General features: G+C 38.0%; 15 protein-coding genes and 1 riboswitch. Of the genes, 3 read left to right on the top strand and 12 right to left on the bottom strand.

Annotation, left to right across the window (positions count from 1 at the left end; translation table 11 throughout):
- Positions 1 to 351 precede the first annotated feature (351 nt).
- The 8 genes from V6670_RS01145 to hutH form a co-directional block, all read right to left on the bottom strand.
- Positions 352 to 2,205, bottom strand: a complete 1,854-nt coding sequence (locus V6670_RS01145) for an SLC13 family permease (protein WP_058844639.1) — start codon at positions 2,203 to 2,205, stop codon at positions 352 to 354.
- 164 nt (positions 2,206 to 2,369) lie between these two features.
- On the bottom strand, positions 2,370 to 2,984 hold the full coding sequence (gene nadD / locus V6670_RS01140; RefSeq protein WP_338652273.1) for a nicotinate-nucleotide adenylyltransferase: 615 nt from the start codon (positions 2,982 to 2,984) through the stop codon (positions 2,370 to 2,372).
- Between the two features lie 5 nt (positions 2,985 to 2,989).
- A complete protein-coding gene (locus V6670_RS01135) occupies positions 2,990 to 4,450 on the bottom strand; it encodes a nicotinate phosphoribosyltransferase (protein ID WP_338652272.1) in 1,461 nt (486 codons plus the stop codon).
- Between the two features lie 19 nt (positions 4,451 to 4,469).
- Positions 4,470 to 5,024, bottom strand: coding sequence for an isochorismatase family cysteine hydrolase (locus V6670_RS01130; protein ID WP_338652271.1), 555 nt, complete (start codon positions 5,022 to 5,024; stop codon positions 4,470 to 4,472).
- An 80-nt stretch (positions 5,025 to 5,104) separates the two neighbouring features.
- On the bottom strand, positions 5,105 to 5,905 hold the full coding sequence (locus V6670_RS01125; RefSeq protein WP_141905300.1) for an NUDIX hydrolase: 801 nt from the start codon (positions 5,903 to 5,905) through the stop codon (positions 5,105 to 5,107).
- A gap of 150 nt (positions 5,906 to 6,055) precedes the next feature.
- Positions 6,056 to 7,333, bottom strand: coding sequence for an imidazolonepropionase (gene hutI, locus V6670_RS01120; RefSeq protein WP_338652270.1), 1,278 nt, complete (start codon positions 7,331 to 7,333; stop codon positions 6,056 to 6,058).
- Positions 7,330 to 9,000: a urocanate hydratase gene (gene hutU / locus V6670_RS01115; protein ID WP_058844643.1), complete on the bottom strand. Its 1,671-nt coding sequence runs from the start codon at positions 8,998 to 9,000 to the stop codon at positions 7,330 to 7,332. The genes hutI and hutU overlap by 4 nt, the downstream gene beginning before the upstream one ends.
- A gap of 161 nt (positions 9,001 to 9,161) precedes the next feature.
- Complete coding sequence (gene hutH, locus V6670_RS01110) at positions 9,162 to 10,676, bottom strand: histidine ammonia-lyase (RefSeq protein WP_036125650.1); 1,515 nt, start codon at positions 10,674 to 10,676, stop codon at positions 9,162 to 9,164.
- Positions 10,677 to 10,957: 281 nt separating this feature from the next.
- On the opposite strand from hutH, the gene V6670_RS01105 reads away from it, so the two are divergent.
- Positions 10,958 to 12,412: a helix-turn-helix domain-containing protein gene (locus tag V6670_RS01105; protein WP_141905296.1), complete on the top strand. Its 1,455-nt coding sequence runs from the start codon at positions 10,958 to 10,960 to the stop codon at positions 12,410 to 12,412.
- A 308-nt stretch (positions 12,413 to 12,720) separates the two neighbouring features.
- Complete coding sequence (locus V6670_RS01100; protein WP_036125644.1) at positions 12,721 to 14,226, top strand: catalase; 1,506 nt, start codon at positions 12,721 to 12,723, stop codon at positions 14,224 to 14,226.
- A 704-nt stretch (positions 14,227 to 14,930) separates the two neighbouring features.
- Here the strand turns inward: V6670_RS01100 and thiC are convergent.
- The 4 genes from thiC to V6670_RS01080 all read right to left on the bottom strand — a co-directional run bounded on the left by thiC (position 14,931) and on the right by V6670_RS01080 (position 21,563).
- Positions 14,931 to 16,709: a phosphomethylpyrimidine synthase ThiC gene (gene thiC / locus V6670_RS01095; protein ID WP_338652269.1), complete on the bottom strand. Its 1,779-nt coding sequence runs from the start codon at positions 16,707 to 16,709 to the stop codon at positions 14,931 to 14,933.
- 145 nt (positions 16,710 to 16,854) lie between these two features.
- Positions 16,855 to 16,969, bottom strand: a riboswitch (TPP riboswitch).
- A gap of 78 nt (positions 16,970 to 17,047) precedes the next feature.
- Complete coding sequence (locus V6670_RS01090; RefSeq protein ID WP_036125640.1) at positions 17,048 to 17,977, bottom strand: AEC family transporter; 930 nt, start codon at positions 17,975 to 17,977, stop codon at positions 17,048 to 17,050.
- A 111-nt stretch (positions 17,978 to 18,088) separates the two neighbouring features.
- Positions 18,089 to 20,191, bottom strand: a complete 2,103-nt coding sequence (locus tag V6670_RS01085; protein WP_338652268.1) for a methyl-accepting chemotaxis protein — start codon at positions 20,189 to 20,191, stop codon at positions 18,089 to 18,091.
- Positions 20,192 to 20,393: 202 nt separating this feature from the next.
- Positions 20,394 to 21,563, bottom strand: coding sequence for a response regulator (locus tag V6670_RS01080; RefSeq protein WP_338652267.1), 1,170 nt, complete (start codon positions 21,561 to 21,563; stop codon positions 20,394 to 20,396).
- A 211-nt stretch (positions 21,564 to 21,774) separates the two neighbouring features.
- Here V6670_RS01080 and V6670_RS01075 point away from each other — a divergent pair, with 211 nt between their 5' ends.
- On the top strand, positions 21,775 to 24,744 hold the full coding sequence (locus V6670_RS01075) for an ATP-binding protein (RefSeq protein ID WP_338652266.1): 2,970 nt from the start codon (positions 21,775 to 21,777) through the stop codon (positions 24,742 to 24,744).
- The last annotated feature ends 688 nt before the right edge of the window (positions 24,745 to 25,432 follow it).

The raw sequence follows: 25,432 nt of genomic DNA, 5'->3' as shown, positions 1-25,432 counted from the left end.
TCGTTCACTAACCGAAGTTAGTTACTGAAAACTTTATTGATTACGTTTTGCTTGTTCAGTTTTCAAGGTTCATGTTTTGCTTTATTTTAGCGTGTCACCGTGGCGACTTGTATAATACTACACTCTTATTTTTAAAAGGTCAACACTTTTCATGAAAAAAATTTAACTTTTTTCTTGGTAATGAAAAACTTCCTATATATATATCCGTAAAAATAATGACAACCTAAAATTCAATTTTCACAAGTGAGCGCCATGTTATACCGCTATCTAAAAAAGAATTTTATCATACTTTTCGATAAAAAATAATAGATCTTTATATAAAATAAAAAACTCGGTATAGAAACCGAGTTTTTAAAACGGGAAAAAGAATGGGATGGCAATCATCATAACGATAAACATAACAATTTGTAATGGTACCCCTATTCTTACAAAATCCATAAATTTGTAGCCCCCCGCCGTCATTACTAGCGCATTCGTAGGAGAAGCAATTGGCGTAGCAAATGCCATACTTGCCGCAACTGCTACTGCAATCATAAATGTTGTAGGACTAACTTCCATAGCAATAGCTGCACTCATTGCAATGGGCGCGAACAATACAGCAGTTGCCGTATTACTTATAAATTGACCAAATATAGCTGTTAAAATATAAACACCAATGAGCACGCCATAGGGTCCAAAATCACCCAGGGCATTAATAATACCATCCGATAAGATGGTCATGCCTCCAGTTTTTTCTAACGCCGTCGCCATTGGCAACATTGCAGCCACCAGCACAATACTTTCAAAATTCATATTGCTATAGGCATCTTCCATGTTTCGTAAACAGCCTGTTAATATCATCAACACAGCACCAATCATTACTGAGATTACAGCTGGGAAAACTTCGAATGCCATTAAAATAATCATCAACAGCATAATTAAACCGGCAATACCAGCTTTACCTGTAGCGGCTGCCACACTCGCGTGTTCTTTAGGCTGACCGACAACCACGACATCCTGGGTCTCTCTTGCTAACAAGAGAATTTCATCCCATGCTCCCTGTACTAATATGGCATCTCCAAATTTCAATTTATGAGAAACCATATCCTGAAGCTTATAACCGCCTCTGCGATTAATGCCAATGATATTTAAATTATATTTTTCCCTGAATCCAAGAGAGCTAACAGTTTCATTAATAAAGCTCGAATTAGGTGTCAGCAACACCTCTGCAATACCGAGATGTTTCGATACCAATTCGTCAGCTTCTCCTTCCACTAACCCTTGCATCTCAAGATGATAATCCTCAACAAAACGACGAATATCCTCTACTTCTCCTTGAACATACAGCTCGTCCTTGGCATGAATGACACTAGTTGGACCTGCCATTTCCTGATATGTCATCGGCAGTAAATTGATACCCTCCTGTGATTTACGATGAATTTTCATCATACAGAGCGTGTACTTAGCTGGCAGTTTTAACTCTGCTAAAGATGTCTCAATAATCGGTGAGTCTTCAGGAACAGCGATTTTAAATAGACGATTATTTAAATCATATTGCTTAATAATTTTTTTTGGTGAAAGTTTATAGCCTTCATTTGTTTGTGTACGGTTTTGATCCTTTGGTAATAGAATATTACGTACAAGCACTAAATAAGTAATTCCAGCAATCATCCCTACAATACCAATAGGGGTCACTTCAAAAAAGCCAAGTTTATTATAGCCTCGATCAACCAATAACTGACTGACAATTAAATTCGTTGGTGACGCAATCAGTGTCATCAGACCAGAAAGACTTGCTACATATGATAGTGGGAGTAGAAACTTAGACGGACTAACTTTCATACTAATCGCTATACTTACAACGATTGGCATCATTAATGCTACGGTACCAGTATTGCTCATAAAGGCACCAACAGATCCTACAATAATAAGCAGTAGCACAAATAATTTCAGCTCACTATTGCCCGACCATTTAAGTAAGAGTTGCCCTGCCATTCCTGCTAGACCTGTGCGTAATATTCCTGCGCCCACGACAAATAGCCCTGCAATCATTAAAACGACAGAGTTTGAAAAACCAGCTAATGCCTCCGTTGGCGTTAGAATATCCGCAATGACAAATGCTAGAAGTGACACAATAGCTACAAGATCTGCTCGTATTTTATTGGTCACAAATGCAAAAATTGTTGCTCCTAAAATAAGAAATGTTAATGTAAGCTGCACATCCATGAATTCCTTTCTAACATTAATCATTGTAATTATCGTCAGCAAAAAGGGTGTATTCCGCTGCTATTTTTATTATAGCTTACCTAGAGCTACATATGATGAAATTCACCATCTTTTCAAAATTAAAAAAAGTGTGGCATCCAACCACACTTAAAAAAATAATTCCATTATTTTTGATAAAGATGATGCTCTTTAATATAGTCGTAACAAGCAGTAGGCAAGAGGTATCTCGGCTCTCCCCCCATCGCAAATTCCTCCCGAATATAAGTAGAGCTAATTTCCATCGCGAGCCCTTTATCTATCAGATGGAATCTACCATCATCATTATTTCTTAAAATGGGAGAACGGCTAATCGTTGATAGCATATCGATGCCATGTCTAGCCATTACAATAAATTTATTCTCCGCAACTAATGCGTCACCTTTTTTCCACAATCCCGCGCCGATATCCACTAATAAATCAGCGCCCATGATAAAATGCACTTCATCCTCTGGATGTTTTTCTCTAAAGTATTTCATCGTGTCATAAGTATAGATGTTCCAGCCTTCTTGGTCCATCTCATAGGAATCTGCAATAAAACGATCATCCTTAGCAATGGCCAGCTGTAGCATATTCCAACGATGAGTATCTGCTGTTTTTATCGTTTTATCTTTACGTTTGTTTGAACAAGGTAAAAAAATGACTTTATCTAATTTACAGCGGTGCGCGACTGTGCTTGCTGTCCAAAGATGAACATTGGTAATAGGATCAAAGGATGAACCATAAATACCTATTCTCGCCATTGTAGCTACCTCCTATCTTGTGAAATTTTTTCTTTTATGTCCTGTATGCTTGCCATTTTATTGTCCCAACATGCTTGACTTAAATCAACAGGATACTCTTCGGGATTCATTGTTCGTTTATATTCACACCACAGTAAATGTAAATTTTCTTTCACATATGCTTGTGTTTCTTGAATTGTAGGTTCCTCATAAACCACTTTTCCGTTTTCTACGATGCTTTCATGTAAATCTTTTGCAAAAAAATTCGTTACAAATTTACTAATATACGTATGAACAGGGTGGAACATTTTCAATCTTTCTTCTTGCTCTATGTTTTCTCCCTCTAATGCAATATAGTCTCCTTCAGCATGACCATTATCCATACTAATAATACGGTAAACACGTTTACGCCCTGGTGTAGTCACTTTTTCAGGATTTGCTGAAATTTTAATGGTATCTACCATATCTCCACTTTCGTTTTCAATTGAAACTAATTTGTATACCCCGCCAAGAGCTGCCTGATCATAGGCTGTAATAAGCTTCGTTCCGATTCCCCAAGCGTCAATTTGTGCACCTTGCGACTTTAAATGCATAATTGTATATTCGTCCAAATCATTCGAAGCCATAATTTTTGCTTCTGTAAATCCTGCAGCATCTAGCATTTTTCTTGCCTGTTTTGAAAGATATGCTAGATCACCACTGTCTAAACGAATACCAATAAAATTAATATGATCTCCTAGCTCCTTTGCTACACGAATCGCATTAGGAACGCCCGAACGCAACGTATCATAGGTATCTACTAAAAATACACAATCTTTATGTGCCGCTGCATATTTTTTAAATGCAGTGTACTCATCTCGATAGGTTTGAATCATTGCATGGGCATGCGTTCCTGACACGGGGATACCGAACAATTTTCCTGCTCTTACATTACTAGTTGAAGAGAATCCACCTATATAGGCAGCACGAGTTCCCCAAATAGCTGCATCAAATTCATGTGCACGTCGAGTACCAAACTCCATCACGACATCCTCACCTGTCACTTGTTTAATGCGTGAAGCCTTTGTCGCAATCAACGTTTGATAGTTCACAATATTTAACAAAGGGGTTTCAATTAATTGGGCTTCTGCCAATGGGGCTTCAATTCGTAGGATAGGCTCATTCGCAAAGACTAATTCTCCTTCCCTCATCGCCTTAATCGATCCAGTAAACTTAAGCTCCTGTAAATATTGAAGAAATTCCTCTGGATATTTTCCTTCTTCTCGTAAATATTGAATATCACTTTGAGAGAAAACGAAGTTATTGATAAACTCGATAGCTTTTTTTAAGCCTGCAAATACCGCATACCCATTGCCAAATGGAAGGTTTCTAAAATATAGCTCAAAAACAGCTTTGCGTTGATGAGCCCCATCTTGCCAGTAAGTTTGAACCATATTAATTTGATATAGATCTGTGTGTAACATAAAACTATCGTCAGCATATTTCATGTTTTTCCCTCCATTCATGTCAAATCACAGTGGCGCCAAGTGTATGCTCGAAATGTCCTAACGCCCACTCATGGCCTGTTTGATTAAAGGAGGCGACAGCATTCTTATGAATTACGAATTCGAACCCTTTATTATAAGCATCGACTGCTGTATGAAGAACACAGATATCTGTACAAACTCCGATTAAGTGAAGCTCAGTAATGCCTCTTTCACGTAATTTCAGCTCTAAATCTGTCCCTGCAAAAGCTGAGTAGCGCGTTTTATCAATGTAATAGACATGATCCTGCTCTTTATGTGCTTCGTACAACGGTTTTAAAGCGCCAAATAAATCCCTGCCTTTTGTATTTCGAATATTATGTGGTGGAAATAGCTTTGTTTCTGGATGATAAACATCTCCTCGTTCATGAACATCGACGGCAAACACCGTAAACTCACCATTCAATATAAATTCCTTCGTTAAGTCTACATTTGCTTGCTCAAGCAGCTGGCCAGGTTCTCCACAAGTTAAGGCCCCTTCAGATGCAACAAAATCAACTGTATAATCAATATTAATTAGTGCTCGCTTTTTCATCATCTCATCACTCCGTTTTTTAATTAGTAATAGCTAAATTACAAATTACTATATTTAAAATAATCAGGAAAGACGGATCTTTCCTAATGATAAATGGACTCCACCATTTCAAAATTATTAAATCTATATAGTTGCGAAGGTCTGAACGAATTTCGTTTAGTTTTCTTCGGTTTGCCTTCCTCATCCAATACTTTTTCGATAAAAGGTAATTTGGGTGCTTTTGTAAAGAACACCGAATCATTAGAAATTCGAGGATCTTCTCCAACTGTTAAAAGTACTCGCTGTAATTCTGACAAAGTGAACGCTTGTGGTAAAAAATTTTTAGCAACGGTTGTTTGAATCATATCTCTTTTAATAAAATTCAACGCATCTGTAATAATTTTTCTATGATCAAAGGCTAGTTGAAGTGTAAATACACTTTCTATATCAAACAGTTCTACCTCAGCCGCATCATCATTTGCTTGGCGTTGTTCAATATATGTCTCAGGAACAATTGCGTAAAATGCATTTGAAATCATCCAACCACGAGGATCTCGATCGATTTGATCATAAACACCAAAGTGTTGAACATGCAAACCTTCAACATTGGTTTCTTCTTTTAATTCTCGTTTAGCTGCGATATAGGCTGTTTCTTTTTGATCGGCATCTACAAATCCTCCTGGGAGTGCCCATTTCCCTCCTTCAATATTCGGATTTCCATCAGCATCCTTAGCCGCACGCTTAATTAGCATAATTTTAAGCGTCATGTTGGGTGGCGCCTTTTCTTCTGTTTTCTCTGACGTAATTGTAAAAATGGCAATATCTGCGGTATATCCATCAGGTGTTTGATATTTTGAAGAATCATAATGCTCAAGCACTTCTTCCTCAGTACGGAATTTTGTCATTGTATAACCCCTTTAATTGATTACAAGGTTAAGTAATTTGTAATTCAATAATTACTATTTAATTGTATTATAATCTTCCTTAAAGGTAATTGCAACTCAATTTTAAAAAAGCATAAATAAAGCTTCCTCAGCTTTATTTATGCCCATTTTTTATCGATTATTCAGCAGAATGCCGTTTTGTACAACAACTTGCCCATTTTTGATAACTGTATGTGTATGGTTCATACCATAGAAATATTGTAGCTGCTTATAGTTGGCAACATCTAAAATAAGTACATCAGCTTTTTTATTCGCTTCCAAGGAGCCTATTTGTTCGCCTCGATTTAATGCATAAGCTGCATTAATCGTTGTCGCAGTTAATACTTCCTCCAATGTCATGCCCATATGCATACAGGCTAAATTCATAATAAATGGTAAACTCATTGTCGGTGATGATCCCGGGTTAAAATCTGTTGATATTGCTACAGGCACCCCTTCATCAATCATTAGACGTCCTCTTGCATATGGTGCACGTAAAAAGAATGCAGTCCCTGGCAGTAATACAGCAATTGTGCCCGCTTCAGCCATTTTTAGAATTCCTTCATCAGAAGCAACCAGCAAATGCTCTGCCGAAATAGCTCCCACTTCGGCAGCAAGCTCCGCTCCTTGATAAGGCTCGATTTCATCAGCATGTATTTTCGGTGTTAAGCCAAGAGCTTTGCCGGCCTCTAAAATGCGCTGAGATTGCTCTGGTGTAAAGACACCCTTTTCACAAAATACATCATTAAATTCTGCCAGTTTTAGCTCTGCCACTTTGGGCAGCATGTCATGGATTACAACATCAACAAATTCATCCTCACGTTCCTTATAATCGCGTGGTACTGCATGCGCACCCATAAACGTACTAACAATATCAACGTCATGTGTAGCTTGTAATTGTTTTGCTACCTCTAGCTGCTTCTTTTCCGTTTCCCAATCCAATCCATAACCTGATTTTGCTTCAACGGTTGTCACACCATGCTTTAAAAATACATCTAAGTGCTGCATCGTCTTTTCATATAATTCTTCAAAGCTGGTTTCTCGTGTACGCTTTGTTGTAGCATGAATACCGCCACCTGCGTTCATAATTTCCATATAGGTAGAACCATTAAGTCTCATATTAAATTCTTGTTCACGTGTTCCACCATGCACTAAATGGGTATGACAATCCACTAAACCTGGCATCACAATCTTACCAGTAGCATCAATAATGTCTGCTTTCCTTACTAAATCAGGGAAATCTACTTCCAGTTGTTCAAAAGCTCCAACAGCTACAATACGATCTTCTTCAATTAGTACACAGCCATTTTCTACTACCGCAATTTCCTGCATTTGTTCTTTCGTACGCGGTCCTTGTGCATTACTTCTCAAAGTAATTACTTCATTGGCATTTCTAATTAGAATGGTCACTTCACATCACCCTTTAACATTGGTATATGGACACCTTTGTTTTTTGCCGTATTAATCGCAATCTCATAGCCTGCATCAGCATGACGGGCAACACCCATGCCAGGGTCCGAAATCAATACTCGTGCGATTTTTTCAGCAGCAAGCGCCGATCCATCCGCAACTAGTACTTGACCAGCATGCTGTGAATATCCCATTCCTACACCACCGCCATGATGCACACTCACCCAGCTCGCACCACTAGCAGTATTTACAAGCGCATTTAAAATTGGCCAATCCGATACTGCATCGGAACCATCCATCATCCCTTCTGTTTCACGATTCGGTGATGCGACTGAACCTGAATCTAAATGATCACGCCCAAAGACAATCGGTGCTGACAATTCACCATTCGCAACCATTTCGTTTACCTTTAATGCAAAGCGATGACGATCACCATAGCCTAACCAGCAAATACGGGCTGGTAACCCCTGCCATTTAACCATTTTTTGCGCCATATCAATCCAATTGACTAGACCCTCGTCTTCAGCGAACATCTCTTTCGCAAGCGCATCTGTTTTATAAATATCCTCAGGGTTTCCTGAAAGAGCCGCCCAACGGAATGGGCCCTTTCCTTCACAGAATAGTGGACGAATATAGGCTGGTACAAAGCCTGGGAAATCGAAGGCATTCGTTACACCCATTTCTTTGGCATAGGCACGAATATTATTTCCATAATCAAATACTTCTGCACCTGCATCTTGAAACGCTAGCATTGTACGAACATGCTCTGCCATTGTTTCTTTCGCTTTGTGCTCATACGTTTTAACGTCCGATTTCCGAAGTGCTAATGCTTCTTCAAATGTCATGCCATTTGGTACATAGCCATTAATCGGGTCATGTGCAGATGTTTGATCCGTCACAAAATCCGGAATAATCCCTCGATTTAACAGCTCACGATTGACATCTGCACAATTCCCTACAAGACCAATCGAAGCTGGCTCTTTCTGATTACGTAATTTGTCGACTAATGCAATGGCTTCATCCACAGTCTCCACGATGTAATCACAGTATCCTTCTTTTATTTTACGTTCAATGCGGGCACGATCTACTTCAACGACTAAGATTACAGCGCCCGCCATTTTCCCAGCTAACGGCTGTGCACCACTCATACCGCCCATACCACCTGTTAGGATGAATTTACCACGTAAATCCGCAGTGCCAAATACCTTCTTCCCTGCTTCTACGAATGATAAATAAGTTCCCTGTAAAATGCCCTGAGCACCAATATAAATCCAGCTACCCGCAGTCATTTGGCCATACATCATTAAATCTCTGTCCTCTAATTCATAGAAATGATCCCAATTGGCCCATGCAGGCACTAGGTTTGAATTGGCAATTAATACACGAGGAGAATGCTCATGCGTACGGAATACAGCTACTGGCTTCCCTGATTGAATCAGCAGTGTTTCATCATTCTCTAATTCTTTTAAAGAAGCAATAATTTGTTCATAGCTTTCCCAGTTACGAGCAGCCTTTCCAATACCACCGTACACAATCAGCTCATCTGGGTTCTCAGCCACCTCTGGGTCTAGATTGTTCATTAACATACGCATTGCCGCTTCCTGTGTCCATCCCTTACATGTTAGTTCACTTCCACGCGGTGCACGAATATCTGTTTTGAATACCATAAAAACACGCTCCTTTTCATAAAAATACTATTGGTTTGAAAGTGTAGATACTAAAACAAAGACTGAATATTCAGACTCAAAAGCATATAATTATATCCAAAGCAGAGGTGACTCGGATTAACGAGTCTTGCCTCAGCCTTTGCTATTTCATTCAACCCTATTTACACATACTCATTTACTAGATCATTACTTGCTAGTAAATATTTCGCCAATGCTTCAATTTCGTCACCAATTGGTTGATCTGCTAATAAGGGTGGACAGAATTCACGCACTTTCTCTAAGAATTTACGTGTTGTTGGAGATAATTGCTCTTCCGCCTTGTCTAAATGGATTGCCTGAGAAGCACAAATTAATTCTATTGCGATAACGCGAGCCGCATTGTGAACAATCTGACGTACTTGACGGGCCGATGTTGTTCCCATACTTACATGGTCCTCTTGGTTACCTGATGTAGGAATAGAATCCACACTAGAAGGATGAGCTAATACTTTATTTTCTGAGACAATAGAAGCTGCTGTATATTGTGCAATCATTAGTCCACATTCAATCCCTGGGTTTGTTGCCAAGAACGGCGGCAATCCTTCATTAAGATGTGGATTTACCATACGTTCTGTACGACGTTCTGAAATATTAGCCCATTCACTTACACCAATCTTCAAAAAGTCCATTGCCAAGGCAATTGGCTGACCATGGAAATGACCACCCGATAGTACCTCACCACTTTCTAAAACAATCGGATTATCTGTAGTCGCGTTCATTTCAGTTTGAACACGATTCTCCGCGTAGAAAAAGGACTGCCAAGAAGCACCATGTACTTGCGGAATACAGCGTAGCGAGTAAGCATCCTGCATGCGAATTTCGCCTTGCTTTGTGACACGTTTACTACCATCAAGCCACTTACGAATACGCCCCCCCACCAGTTCTAATTCTGGATGTGGCCTTACAGCTAATAGCGCTGGATCAAATGCTGACGTAATGCCCTTTAATGCTTCTAGCGTCAAGCTTGCCGCCATATCCGCTGCAAGTCCAATTCGTTCAGCTTCATTGACTGTTAATACACCAATTCCTGTCATAGCTTGCGTACCATTAACAAGTGCCAGCCCCTCTTTAGCTTGAAGTCGAACTGGTGTTAACTCCGCTCGTTGTAGCGCCTCGCTTCCACTCATGACTTCTCCGTTAAACTCTGCCTTACCTTCTCCCACTAGCACTAATGCCAAATGCGATAATGGCGCTAAATCGCCGCTTGCTCCCACCGAACCTTGTGACGGAACAATTGGATGCACTCCTTTATTAATAAACTCCAATAACAGCTGTACTGTTTCCTCACGAATGCCAGAAAATCCTCTAGCTAAAGCATTGGCACGTAACACCATCATTGCACGTACAACATCAGTAGGGAACGGTTCACCAACACCCGTTGCATCAGATCTTAATAAATTCAGCTGCAATAGCTCAATATCCTCTTGCTCAATTTTTATATTGCTGAGTTGCCCAAAGCCTGTATTCACTCCATAAATCGTTTGTCCTTCAGCTAAGCGTTTCTCGATACGCTCTCTACTTAAACGAATACGTTGTAAACTATCGACAGAAAGTGCAACTGTTGCTTGCCCCTTAACGATTTCCTCAATTTGTTGTCTTGTTAATGTATTGCCATCAAGCTCGATGATCGATTTCACATGACATCCTCCTATTCCCTATCAAACTATGTAAATAAAAACTCCTCATTTATTGGTCGTAATATTAAAAACTTCAGCATTAAATTCCATTTAAGCGTTTTCATTGTACAAGTGGTTTCTGCTGATGATTTATTACTCTATTTACATTGTACTCACTACTTTTTTCAGAATATAGAGAATTTTAAAAGAGAAAAGGAGATTTTTTTCAGATTCCTATGTTATTTTTAATAATATAATCGTATTTTTATATGAAACTGGAATATTTTATAGGAGTTGATGTAATGAAGCTATTATTAATTGATCGTGATCCTACCGACTTGGCAGGCATAAAGTGGTTTTTACATACCTATTTCCCTGGAGACGTCTTCATTGAAATGTGCACAAGTATTTCAGAGGTGCCCCAAAGAATTCGACTATTTGAACCGGACGCCATTCTGTTAAATATCGATCTATTTCCTAATAATCGCTTAACGGCTCTTTATCGTGATTTACAAAAGCTATCTGGTGCCATTCTCGCAATGACGACAGAACCTTTATTTAAAAATGCATTAAAGGCAATAGATTTACAAGTGGCCCATCTCTTTGTAAAGCCCATTGATTTAGAATTATTAAAACAAAAGCTCACAACCATTTCTCTTCGCACACCACAGGTCAAGGAATATGCGCAGGAGACTACAAATGATTCCTTTTATTTTCAATTATTTTTAGATAACAAATCTAGTTCAATTGAGACGACTATACATTTCACGATGATGGAGCCAGAACATACCGAAACTTTTAATAAGCTTTACAATTGGCTACAACAAACACCTATCCACTTCCATATGAAAACCTACCCTCTGTCCAATACAATTGTATGCCTTTTTCAAACAAGTGACATAAAGATGGTAGAAAAGGATGTCCGTGCACTTATGATGGAATGGCGATTAATTAGTAATAGTTCTTTAAATATTGGCATTTATGATGGTCCACCGACAACCATCAAAAACATGTATACATTAACAAAGCGTGCACTACATCAAAGCTTTTACGAAGGCTTTGGTCATATTTTTTATGCAAGCAAACAATTTGAAACGCAGCCCTTCGATCCCTTATTAACACCAGAAGAGCAGCAATTGTTAATCAGTAGTTTGGAAGACGGAAACCTTGAAGCCGTTAAAACATTTTTATATCAGCTATCTAATGAGGGAATATATTATGAGCAAGATGATCTACGTATTCATTTAACAAGTGTTTTAGCACAAATTCGACGCTTTATGTTGAAATATAAGTTACACGAAAAAGCAGCTATCGAGCAGAGCTACCGTCAGCTATTTCACTTAATCATTGAACATCCTATATTTTATACAATTCTCAATGGCATTATTTCTTTCACACAAACATTAATTGAATTAGCGCGGGAAGCTCGAATGGAGAAACGAGCCGATTATGTTGAGCTAGCTTTAGAAATAATTGATCAACAATTTAATGATAGCTCCTTGTCCCTGCCCTTCGTCGCCCATAAGCTCGGAATCAGCCCAAATTATTTAAGTACCATTTTCTCAAAGAAGCAAGGCCTACCATTTAAACGCTATTTACAGCAAATAAGAATTCATCATGCTACTAACATGCTGCTAGAAACAGATTTTTCCATTAGTGAAATTGCCCATTTAAACGGTTTTGATGATCCTAATTATTTCATTAAAATATTTAAACAACAAATCGGCATAACGCCTAATCGATATCGAAAAAACTAAAAATAATTGATTGAAATAATTTTCAATTAGTCCATTTTATTTTCAATAAAGGTTTTTACAATGTAGTCATTATCTTAAAATCCATGTCATTTTCATACCTAATAATTTTTAAAACGAGATTAGAAAAATGGAATTTCTGGTGAAAACTATGTATAAAACGCCTTTCCTTCGCATATATTTATAGTTTATCTTTAAATATAAAAATTCTTTAACGATAATTATTATAATGTACTAGCAATTCTATTTTATCTTTGTTATAGTTATAGATGAAGAGTTTGACTTATATTTTTTTCAGGAGGTAAACTAATATGACAAACGCAAATGATCGTAGCCGTCGTTTTACAACAGCAGGTGGCGCTCCAGTAGTAAGTAACCATGACTCTATGTCAGCAGGTCCACGTGGTCCTCTTTTACTTCAAGATGTATGGTTAGTTGAAAAATTAGCAAATTTCAACCGTGAAGTAATTCCTGAACGTCGTATGCACGCTAAAGGCTCAGGTGCATTTGGTACTTTTACTGTAACGCATGATATTACTCAATATACAAAAGCGAAAATTTTCTCAGAGATTGGCAAGAAAACAGAAATGTTCGCACGTTTCTCAACAGTTGCTGGTGAGCGTGGTGCTGCAGATGCTGAGCGCGATATTCGTGGCTTTGCCCTTAAATTCTATACAGAAGAAGGAAACTGGGATCTAGTAGGGAACAATACACCTGTATTCTTCTTCCGCGACCCATTACACTTTACAGATTTAAACCATGTCGTTAAACGTGATCCACGTACAAATATGAAAAACGCTAACTCCAACTGGGATTTCTGGACTTTATTACCTGAAGCACTTCACCAAGTGACAATTGTAATGTCTGACCGTGGTATTCCAGCTGGTTACCGCAATATGCATGGATTTGGTTCTCATACGTATAGCTTTATCAATGCTGAAAATGAGCGTGTATGGGTTAAATTCCATTTCCGTACAGAGCAAGGTATTAAAAACTTAACAGGTGCTGAAGCTACTGAAGTTATCGGTCAAGATCGTGAATCTTCACAACGTGATCTATATGAAGCTATCGAAAAAGGCGATTTCCCTAAATGGAAAATGTATATTCAGGTTATGACAGAGGAGCAAGCTCGTGAGCTTCCATACAACCCATTTGACTTAACAAAAGTATGGTATAAAAAAGACTTCCCATTAATTCCTGTCGGTGAGTTCGAGTTAAATAAAAATCCGGACAACTACTTTGCAGAAGTTGAACAAGCTGCATTTGCACCATCTAACATTATTCCTGGTATTAGCTTCTCACCAGATAAAATGTTACAAGGTCGTATCTTTGCATACGCAGATGCACAACGCTATCGCCTAGGTGTAAACCACTATATGCTGCCAGTTAACGCACCGAAATGTCCATTCCGTACCTTCCATCGTGATGGTGCAATGCGCTTTGATGGCAACCTCGGTTCTACATTAGGCTATGAACCAAATAGCTACGGTGAATGGGAGCATAACCTAGACCATAAAGAGCCTGAATTACGCATTGATGGTCATGCAGGTATTCACGACTTCCGTGAAGACGATAACAATTACTTCGAGCAACCAGGTAAACTGTTCCGTTTAATGACTACAGAAGAGCAACAACGTCTATTTGAAAATACAGCGAATGATATGGCTTCTGTTGAAGAATTCATCAAACGTCGTCACATCCTTCACTGCTATTTAGCTGACCCAGCATATGGTGAGGGTGTCGCAAAAGCGATGGGTCTTTCGTTAGAAGGTATGGACCTTACAAACCCATATGTAAAACAACCAACCAACGTTTAATAGTCCACTTATTATTGATATCCAAATTCAACTTTTACTCCATGTGAATCTGTCATTCACATGGAGCTTTTTTATGATTAGAAAAGGCTTATGTCTATACTTTGACATAAGTCTTCCTTAGTGTTGATAAACAAAACAGTCAATTGAAAGGAAGAAATGGATTTCCGTTGCAGGCTACTTGCTTTCCTGTGGGCGAGCACCGAGCCGCTTCCTCCACTACCGCTCCGTTTAGAGGCTCGCCTGTCTCGCTATCCCACGGGAGTCAAGTAGCCCTCCATTCTAATCCACAAAAGTGTTACCTTTTTAGCAAAGTTTTCAAATAAAGTGAAGGTGTTCACTACTTTTTATGAAGAGGTGTTGTCACGCATCACTTCTCCATATTGAAAATAAGAGTTTATCCCCTCTAAGAATACAGATAATGGGCTATTTGATCGCTATACTACTATGAAAAAAAGTAAAGACACTTTGCAGAATGGTTGATTGGAGTGGAGCCAGCGTCACTTCTAGGGGATTTAGCGTCACAGATGAGACCCTGGAGCGAGCGTAAGTGAGTGAAGCGGCTCATCGGACGCCCCCTGGAAAGGGCGCTGGCGGAGCGGAAATCAACCTCTCACCTTGCAAATTTGCTTTTTCTGCCGTTGACATCATCTTTTTTCAACAACATGAAAGGCTTATGTCTATACTTTGACATAAGCCTTCCCTCATTATTGATAAATCTGACTCCCCGCTTTTTTAAACTCCTCTGCCTTTTCCTGCATACCTTGATGAATAGCTTCAGTCGTATTTAAATCTTTTTCTTTAGCATAATTACGAATATCCTGTGAGATTCTCATACTACAGAATTTAGGGCCACACATTGAGCAAAAGTGCGCTGTTTTTGCCCCCTCTGCTGGAAGCGTTTCGTCATGATATTCAACCGCACGTTCTGGATCTAATGATAGATTGAATTGATCACGCCAGCGGAATTCAAAGCGTGCTTTTGACAATGCATCATCCCGTTGTTGTGCACCTGGGTGTCCTTTCGCTAAATCAGCTGCATGGGCAGCAATCTTATAAGTAATAACTCCTACTCGAACATCCTCACGATTAGGTAAGCCAAGATGCTCCTTCGGTGTCACATAGCAGAGCATCGCTGTACCAAACCAGCCAATCATCGCTGCACCAATAGCTGATGTTATATGGTCATATCCTGGCGCAATATCTGTTGTTAATGGGCCCAATGTATAGAAAGGCGCTTCCTTACAAACTTCTAATTGCTTGTCCATGTTCTCCTTTATCAAATGCATCGGCACATGACCTGGCCCCTCTACCATCACCTGAACATCATGCTTCCAAGCAATTTGTGTTAATTCACCCAGCGTTTCAAGCTCTGCAAATTGCGCCTCATCATTGGCATCTGCAATGGAACCTGGGCGTAAGCCATCTCCTAAAGAAAAAGCAACATCATACGTCTTCATAATTTCGCAGATTTCCTCAAAATGTGTATAAAGGAAATTCTCTTGATGATGAAATAAACACCACTGTGCCATAATTGAACCACCACGTGACACAATGCCTGTTACACGATCTGCTGTAAGAGGTACATAGCGTAAAAGAACACCCGCATGTATCGTGAAATAATCAACCCCCTGCTCTGCTTGCTCAATGAGCGTATCACGATAAACTTCCCACGTTAAATCCTCGGCTATGCCATTTACTTTTTCTAAAGCCTGATAAATAGGCACCGTTCCCACTGGCACTGCAGCATTTCGAATAATCCATTCTCTCGTTGTATGAATATGTTTACCAGTGGAGAGATCCATAATATTATCGGCGCCCCAGCGTGTAGCCCATGTCATTTTCTCAACTTCTTCTGCTATTGATGACGATACCGCAGAATTCCCAATGTTTGCATTGATTTTCACATGGAAGTTACGACCAATAATCATCGGCTCTGCCTCAGGGTGATTAATATTAGAAGGCATAATAGCCCGACCTGCTGCAATTTCTGAACGAACAAATTCAGGATCCATGTTTTCACGTATCGCCACAAACTCCATTTCTGGCGTTATCATTCCATTTCGTGCATAGTGAAGCTGTGTTACATTTTTACCCCTTTTTGCACGTAAAGGCTTCCGCTCCAATTTAGGGAAGACATTTTCTTGAATGCGCGGATCATCAATACGACGAAAACCGTTATCCTCAGGTTTAATCGTACGCCCCTCATATTCCTCAACATCTTCTCTTTCTTCTATCCATGCACGTCGCAAAGCAGGCAGACCCTTTGTAATATCAACGTGATAATTCGGATCTGTGTATGGACCACTCGTATCATATACTCGAATAGGGGCATTTTTTTCATCCCCAAAGCTACCAGTCGTTGGGCTTAATGCGATTTCACGCATAGGTACTAAAATATCTGGACGTGATCCTTCCACATACACTTTTTTGCTTCCTTCAAAGCTAGACATAATCGTAATGTTCTTTTCACTAACTACTGACATGAGCTACTTCTCTCCCTTAATTGTAATTTGATACAAGGACCGAAAATCTAGCTCACCCCAACAAATAAAGAAAGGCCGAATCCAAAATATTTTTTTGGATCCGGCCATGAATGTAAAGGTCTAGTAATTGCACACGACATATGATGCAATAGCTTCTTAACTTTCCCACGCTGGTATGAGCCAGATCAGGTCCAAAGGGTCAAGAAACTTCTAAGCGTTTCCCTCTCAGCCTGACTCATCAGACTCCCCTAGTTAATACTATTTAGTTTGATGCTAGTGTAGCAGATATTTCTAAGAGATGGAAGTTTTCCATTCAATATTTTAAAATTTTCATCCAACTAAGTAAATAATACTTCCGCAAGATAAATCACGATCGTTACTGTTAGACAGCTCACAATGGTTGAAAATAAAACAGTTTGAGCAGCTGTAGCTGATTCCACATCGTATTCTAATGCTAGACTAGAGCTATTGCGAGATGTTGGGAAGGCACTGGCTATAAACAGAGATTGTGCGACAACTCCATCTAACCCCAATACATAAATAATGACCAATGCTACAGCTGGTCCAATAACTAATCTTGTAAAACAGCTAACAAAAACAGTTTTATTAAACATAGATTTGATTTCAAGCTGTGATAATTGTGCGCCTAACGTAATTAAGGCTACAGCAATAAATCCATCTGCGACATGCTCTACAGGTATTTTGATAAACTGCGGTATACCAATATTAAAATAGTTCATAGCGACACCAATAATCAGCGCATGAATAATGGGCATTTTAAAGAAATCTTTGATGATTGTCATACCCGATTTCGTAGAGGAAATTAAATTGTACAAACCATATGTATAAGTTGTCATATTTTGAAATATAACGAGCATGACCTGAATAGCTACACCAATAGGTTGTGTTACAAAAATCATTTGGGCCACTGGAATACCATAATTTCCAGAGTTAATGAGCACAACACTATTTTTAAAGACGGCTGCCTCCGTTTTGGCTAAACCAAGCCCTTTCGCTAAAAAATGACTGAGTATCATTTGACTCCCAATAAAAAGCACAATAAATAACCCGACTTCTCCCAGAACAGACAGCTCTACACGTGTTTCATATAAATTAACAAAAACAGCAGCTGGCATAAAGCAATATGTAATAAGCTGAGACAATGCTTTTAAGTTAAAACGAAATTTCTTTTGTAGTATAGCGCCAAGTACAAGCAACACTAAAATAGGTGCAACAATTTGAAAGAAAATCATTCCGAGATACATCATATTGATGCCCCCCTTCCCTTCATTATAGTAGTGCTGAATGGCTAACAGGTCAATGTCTCTTCCCTTCACCATTAAGAAAGACTGCCTATATATTTTAGGCAGCCTTTTTCTTTACGCTAGCTTAAATCGATTTACGACTTCTTGCAGTTCATTTGATATATCATTCATATTTTGAATAGACTCTGCTACTTTTTGTAACTCTGCTTGTTGATCCATTGCAGAAGCACTTACTTGTTCAGCAGAGGCAGCTGTTTCCTCTGAAATAGCAGAAATACTTTGAATGGCCATAATTGCTTGATTTTTATGCTCTAACATACTAGATAGCTTACTCATTAGTTCACTAATGGAAGCTGCAATTGAACGTGACAAGTCACTACTATCTTTAAAGGCCATTTGTGTGCTTTGTACGGACTCATTTTGAGAATGCATTAAATCTGCATTCGAAGCAATAACAGCTACTGTTTGCTGGGAATTTTCGAGAATACTTTCTACCGTACTCTTAATAATTTCTGTTTCATTTTTAGATTGCTCTGCTAGCTTTCTTACTTCCTCTGCTACTACTGCAAACCCTTTTCCATGTTCGCCAGCACGAGCTGCCTCAATGCTTGCATTTAAAGCTAACAGATTCGTTTGCTCTGTAATACTTTGAATCGAAGCGATGATCTGATTAATATTGGCAATGTTAGAAGCTAATGATTCCATTTGCTGTTGAATACGCCCATTCATCTCATTTGTTTCTATATTATGTTCTCGTAAACTATTAACCTCATGCAATCCCTTTTCTGTCGTTGCACTTGTTTTATGAGATAGCTCATCCATCTCATTGGATAGTGACGTAATGGCATCAATCTGATTAGATAGATCCATCATTCGATAATTGGTTTCTTCAGTATCCTCTGATTGCTTCGATGCACCTTGTGCAATTTCATTGATTGCTACTGAAACCTCTTGACTTGAAGCTACTATTTCATTAAAGACCTCATGTACTTGATTAGAAGATTGGTTCAATAATGTTGTAGAATTTAGCACTGTTTGTATTGCACTATTGGTTTTATCCAGCATATTATTATAAGCCAGTGCAACTGCACCAATCTCATCAGACTTAATATATTTCTCCTCTACTCTTTGTGTTAAATCCCCTTTTGCAGCTGTTTCAATGGACGCACGCAAAAATTGGAGTGGCTTTAACTGTTTGTAAATGAATAGCACACTTGCAACTGTCATCAAAACAACCATAATAATAGAAGAAATAATTGTAAATACAAAGACGTGGTTGTATGTCTCTAAAATTTTTGATTCAGGCAATACAATTTGAACAGTCCACGTCTCGTCAATATCCTCTAAAATCATTGGAGCAAATACATTAAATGCCTTTTCCTTAAACTGTTTAGAATCAACGTACATACTTGTAAGCTCATCATTTTCCATGGTCTTACTAATGCTTGTCCAAGCCGGGTCCTCTTGCATATTGCGCCCATCTAGCTCTTCACCAAAACTGTTGGCTGTCAGTACACCCTTATTCGTAATAATGCCCGCATAACCACCCTCTGGTGCAACAGATTCTGTTAATCCATTTAAAAAATCTATCGATACATCCGCCGTCAATACACCAAAAAACGATCCAGAAGCATTGACTAACGGCACTGAAATGGTTGTCATTAAAACGTTCTTTCCATTTACATTGTAATCATACGGCTCCGTTAAAACTGCGCGTCCGTCTTCTTTTGGCACCCAGTACCATTCAGAAACACTTTTATCATCGACCCCTTCAATTAAAGTGGTGCTGATCTTATTATCATCTTTGCTTAGGTATGGTCCAAAACGTTTTTTGGAATCAACTAAAGTAGCCTCTGCATTTGCATCTAACATAATAGAACCCTGCTCAAAGATAGCTCCAACACCAAGTAAATCATCATTGTTAGCTAGATTATTTTCCATAATGTCTAAGACACCCTTGGAAGATAAAGCATTATTCTTCTGCATGCTTTCAATGATTTGCTTTGTTGTTTGCAATGCCGTATTTGCTTTCTTGAAACGTTCACTCATAATAGCAGCCGAAGATTCAGCAGCCTGCACCGTTGCATATTCTGAGTCTTCCACACTTTGATTTTTTATAATAATTCCCGTTGTCACTGTATAGGATAAAAATAAGACTAGAAATAACCCTATAATTAGGGAAGATAGTTTTAATGCAATACCTTTAGATTTTTTCATAACTAACACCCCCACTTTTATAATAATGATAAAGGATGAAAGGTTGTATCACAATAAAATATTTAGCGAATAAAGTAGAATTTTACAGAGTTATAGAGAAAAATACGTACAAATCTACAACCAATATAAATTTCATAATAAGGGTCTTATGAACTATTAAAAACAAAAAGCTCTGTCTATGACAGAGCCCCTCATAACAAAATCATATAGTTGAACTAAAGGTTTGAGCATGAGGCACAGCATTTGCTTGTTTCCAGCTTTCATACCAACTCTCAATTTCCTCGCTTGGTTCCACTGCCAAATGCTCCTGAAGCATTTTTTTTAATAACCAGTATTGCTCCTCAACGGCAGCTGTATTATTTAGAAGATCGTATAGCTTCATTAAAGTGAAGTAGTTTTCCTCTGCATCAGAAAAAAGTACCTGGACTTTTTCCTGTACCTTTACTGCAGCCATGTAGTTCTCATTTTTTATATAAAACTCGCTTAGCTGATGAGCATGGTGTAACCACAATCTCCTCAAGCGCTCTCGCTCACTTTCCGCCCATAGATAATCGCAATCTCCTAAATAATCTCCTGTATACATTTGGAATACTTTTTCATGTTCATCAACTGATGTCTCTTGCAATGGGGGTAATGATTTTAAACAGGACAGCCACTGTTCTACATCCACTACAACATTTTCAACTAAGAGCTTATAGCCAGAATTCAGCAAAGGACTTGAAATTTGCACACCATCCATTCCATACTGTTTTAATGTTTGACGGATTGTATAAATAGCTGTATAAAGCTGTTTAGATGCTTTATCGATATCAGACTCTGGCCAAAATAACTCTAAAATCGTATCACGATAAATCATTTCATCACGGTGATTTAGCATGAAGGCAAATAGCTCTTTGGCTTTAGATGTACGCCATTTCATGAGCTGTGTATGACCATCTGGTGTAACAACATTAAGACCGCCAAAAAGCTTAATAATTGTATGTTTAGGTGGAACTTTTTTATGTTTATTATTTATGTGTTCTAGACGTTCTAAGGTCTTTTCTAAACGGACATTTTGTACAGGCTTTAATAAGTAATCAATAGCATGTAGATTAAATGCATCTATTGCGTATTGATCAAACCCTGTTGTAAAAACGATTTCTACATCGGGCAATAACTCTTGAATTTTTTCCCCTAATGCTAAACCATCCAAATCGGGCATCACGATGTCTAAAAATACAACATTTGGCTGTAGCGTTTGGATCTCTTCAATTGCTTTTAGAGAATCGGTGTATTCTCCTACTATTTCAATTTCCGGGACATTACTTTTTTCAAGTAAGGTTTTTAGTCTCGTTAATGGTAAAATTTCATCATCTACTAGCACGATTCTCACATTGACCCCTCCTAAAAAACTATTCCTTTACTTATTATCGTATAATTATTAAAAGAATTGATAGAAAAACCATTACTTTTGAAGGAGAAATAACCCTATTTGTCGAAATCTATTATTTATGATGAAAAAGAAAATACTTTCCAAAAATTTTACTATTTTTCTAATTGCCGGGTTATTCTTTTGTTTTCTAACTTTTATACGCTTCACTTGGATGAATTTCACAAATATTTCAACAGGAATCGATGCTATCCAAGGGACTGTTAATTTAAGAAATATTGATACAAGCCATAATTTTATAATTAAGTTACAAAAAGAATGGGAATTCTACCCTAATATCCTTCTTGCTTCAGAAAATACCCAATCAGTGGAACAACATAAAGTTTATACAAATCAACCAGAATCTTGGGATCAGTATTTTCAACATAATGATGGGGTTCATTATGGTTCTTATCGTTTAAAAATTCTCAGAGAACACACTGCACCTCAGATGTATGGCATTACGATTCCTGAAGGTTTAGCACCCTATGAGCTTTACATAGATGGTCAATTCATTGGTGGGCTAGGGAATCTTACAGCGGATTATACTCAAACTGCTCCTATTGGCAGACCTGTAACCCATTATTTTATGCTTAATAATAATGAAAGTGAAATTATTATCCAAGGTGCTCAAACAAACCCATATGTACAAGGCGGGTTTCAAAAAGAAATTATTTTTGGCGATTTGCACTCTATGGAACAATCAAAAACCTTTTCCATTACAACTCAAATGGCGGTTTGCTTAGTCTTTATTTTTTATCTTTTATTTACGATTCTAATTTGGATTATCGGTATTCGGGATAAATCTCTTCTTTATTTTGCCTTCATTATTATTTCAACCTGTGTAACCGTACTCGTTTCTAGCAATAAAATTTTATTTAGCTACATACCTATCAATTGGATTTGGGCAAACAAATTATTTTATTTTTCTTATATTAACAATATGATGTTTTTTGTTTTGTTCCTACGTGAATTGATGAAGGAATACGCTAAGCCCAAAATATTAACGATTGTTCCTTTGCTATGTGCTACCTATTTATTATTTATTGTAGTAACCCCGATAGAATACATTTTTAAAGCAAAAATGATATTCACAATACTTTTCATCGTCTCGCCTATTATTATAACGATTTTCACATTGTCTATCGTGATAAAAGGTCAAAAAGGCGTAATATTTTTATTATTAACGGGGACAGCAGTAGTCACAAATTCATTATTTTTTTCTATAAGACAAAATGCTACATTACCTTATAGTCATTATCCTTTTGATTTATTAATTGGTATAACGGCATTATCCGCATTTTGGTTTACACGCTATTTTCAATCAACCTTACAAACTGAAAAGCTTTCTGTGAAATTACAAAAAGAAATAAGTACAAAGGATGATTTTCTAGCAAATACCTCTCATGAGCTGCGAAACCCTTTGCATGGCATGATGAGCATCGCCCAAACTTTGTTAGCAAAACAGGAAACTAAAGAAGATCAAAGTGATTTAAAACTATTGGTAAGAATCGGCAATCACATGACTCATATGCTAGATGATTTATTAGATCTAGTAAAGCTAAAAGAAAAAACGCTTCGACTGCAGCCCAAACCTTTGAATGCTTATAATCTCGCAAGTGGGGTTAGCAATATGTTTCGTTTTATGCTGAAAGGAAAACCAATTGAGCTTATCATACGGATACCTACTAATTCACCATTTGTGTTAGCAGATGAGACACGATTAATTCAAATTTTTGCCAACCTAATTCATAATGCCATTAAATTTACAGAGCAGGGCTCCATTACAATTGATGCCGAAGTGATTGGTAAAAAATTATATATTTCCGTTACAGATACAGGAATTGGCATTGAAAAGGATATGCAAGAAAGAATATTCGACCCTTATGAGCAAGTTGATTCAACAATGACGTCGGTAAGTGGGGGACTCGGATTAGGCTTAAGTATTTGCCAAGAGCTTATATCTTTGCACGGTGGGACAATATCGTTGACTTCCACTCTTGGGAAAGGCTCATCCTTTACGTTCTCCTTACCCATAGCGAAGACACAAACAGTGGAATACAGTGACTCAAATACTGAGATGGATACAACATCATTAAAATTTACGTCATTGTTAAATGATTTATCACAAATGAAAGAAAGCTTTGCCGCTTCCACTGAAGAAACTACTTTGGTGACCAGTCAGGCAAGAATTCTTGTCGTGGATGATGATGCTGTAAACTTACAAGTTCTCGTTAATGCATTTTCAACTGAACCCTTTGAAATTGAAACAGCTTTAAGTGGGAACGAAGCTCTTAGAAAACTACAAGAGAGTAGCTTTGATTTAGTTATTTCCGACATTATGATGCCGCATATGTCTGGCTATGAATTGGCAAAGTACATTCGTGAAAAATTCTCAATTTCAGAGCTGCCCATATTATTTTTAACAGCTCGACAGCAAAGTGAAGATATTCGACTCGCCTTTTTAAGTGGAGCAAATGACTACATTAGGAAACCAATGGAATACATGGAGCTTAAATCACGTGTTCAAGCACTCATTCAGATGAAGCAATCTAGTGAGGAACGTCTTCGCATTGAAGCTGCATGGCTCCAAGCACAAATTCAACCTCACTTTTTCTTCAATACACTGAATTCTATTATTTCTTTAAATGGAGTAGATGATGAAAAAATGGAGGAATTACTACTGGCCTTTAGTGATTACCTACAAATGAGTTTCGATTTCCAAAATGTCGATTTAGTCGTGCCTATCGACTATGAATTAAAGCTTGTACGCGCCTATATTGCAATTGAACAAATTCGCTTTGGTGACAGGATACGAGTTGTGTGGAATATTCCTAATCAGATGAGTCTGTTTGTTCCTCCACTGTCGTTACAAACCTTGGTCGAAAATGCTATCCAGCATGGTATTTTACCTCGTCGGGAGGGTGGCACTGTGACCATCTGCATCAAAGAGACGGAGAAGCTTTTTACAATAATCATTTCTGATAACGGTGTTGGCTTTGAACATAGGATACCTGAAAAGAAAACAAGCGTAGGTCTTGTCAATACGGAACAACGTCTAAAGCAATTATTTGGCGTGGAATTAACGATAAACAGTGTCATTGATCAAGGCACAACCATCTCCTTCTCCATTCCAAAAACTTAAAGGCGAATGATGTCGTTCTAACCGCCAGTTTGGAAGGTGAATCCGTCACTTTATGAGCTCTATTCATTTCTTCCAGAAATCCTATCCATTGCACGAACAAAAAAGACTAGGCTTACAAAAGAAGCCTAGTCTTTCTTGGTTTGCTTAAAGTTTAAGACATTGACAAGATTACATAAAATAGCTTACTACATGGTACTGAACAAATCCTGAACATCCTTGAATTATTCAGGTATCACATCCGTAACTTTTGACAGTTCAGCTGCTTTAATTTTCTTTTCTGCTTATTTTGCCTCTATTTTGCTTGTAACCGTTCACTTCTTGGCTCTCCATCTACTGTTAATCTGTTCAATGTCTACATACCACCCAAATTAATACTTCATCACATCATGAATATTTTCAGCGATTTGTCGATTTTCTTATGTACCTGCTACAACATAATACTTTGATGAATTGTTCATTTTCTTCTTTTGAACAGTACCTAGTGATGCATTTTTAACCTTCGGGATCAATTGTAACCAATTGACTCACCATGCTCTCTACTCAACATCACCTGTTTTTCTCATTAAATTTCTATTATCTTTACAAATATAACTTCCTCTATAGGTACTGAAGTTATATGATGCTCACATAAATTTTATAACCAATCTACCTAATCATCTAAAAAATGCATAAAAAGATCCTAGGCTAT

This window comes from Lysinibacillus sp. Y5S-8 (assembly GCF_036894365.1).
In the GTDB taxonomy this organism is placed as follows: Bacteria; Bacillota; Bacilli; order Bacillales_A; family Planococcaceae; genus Lysinibacillus; species Lysinibacillus fusiformis_D.
Note: the sequence above shows the minus strand (reverse complement) of the source record. Positions and strands in the feature narration are given on the sequence as shown.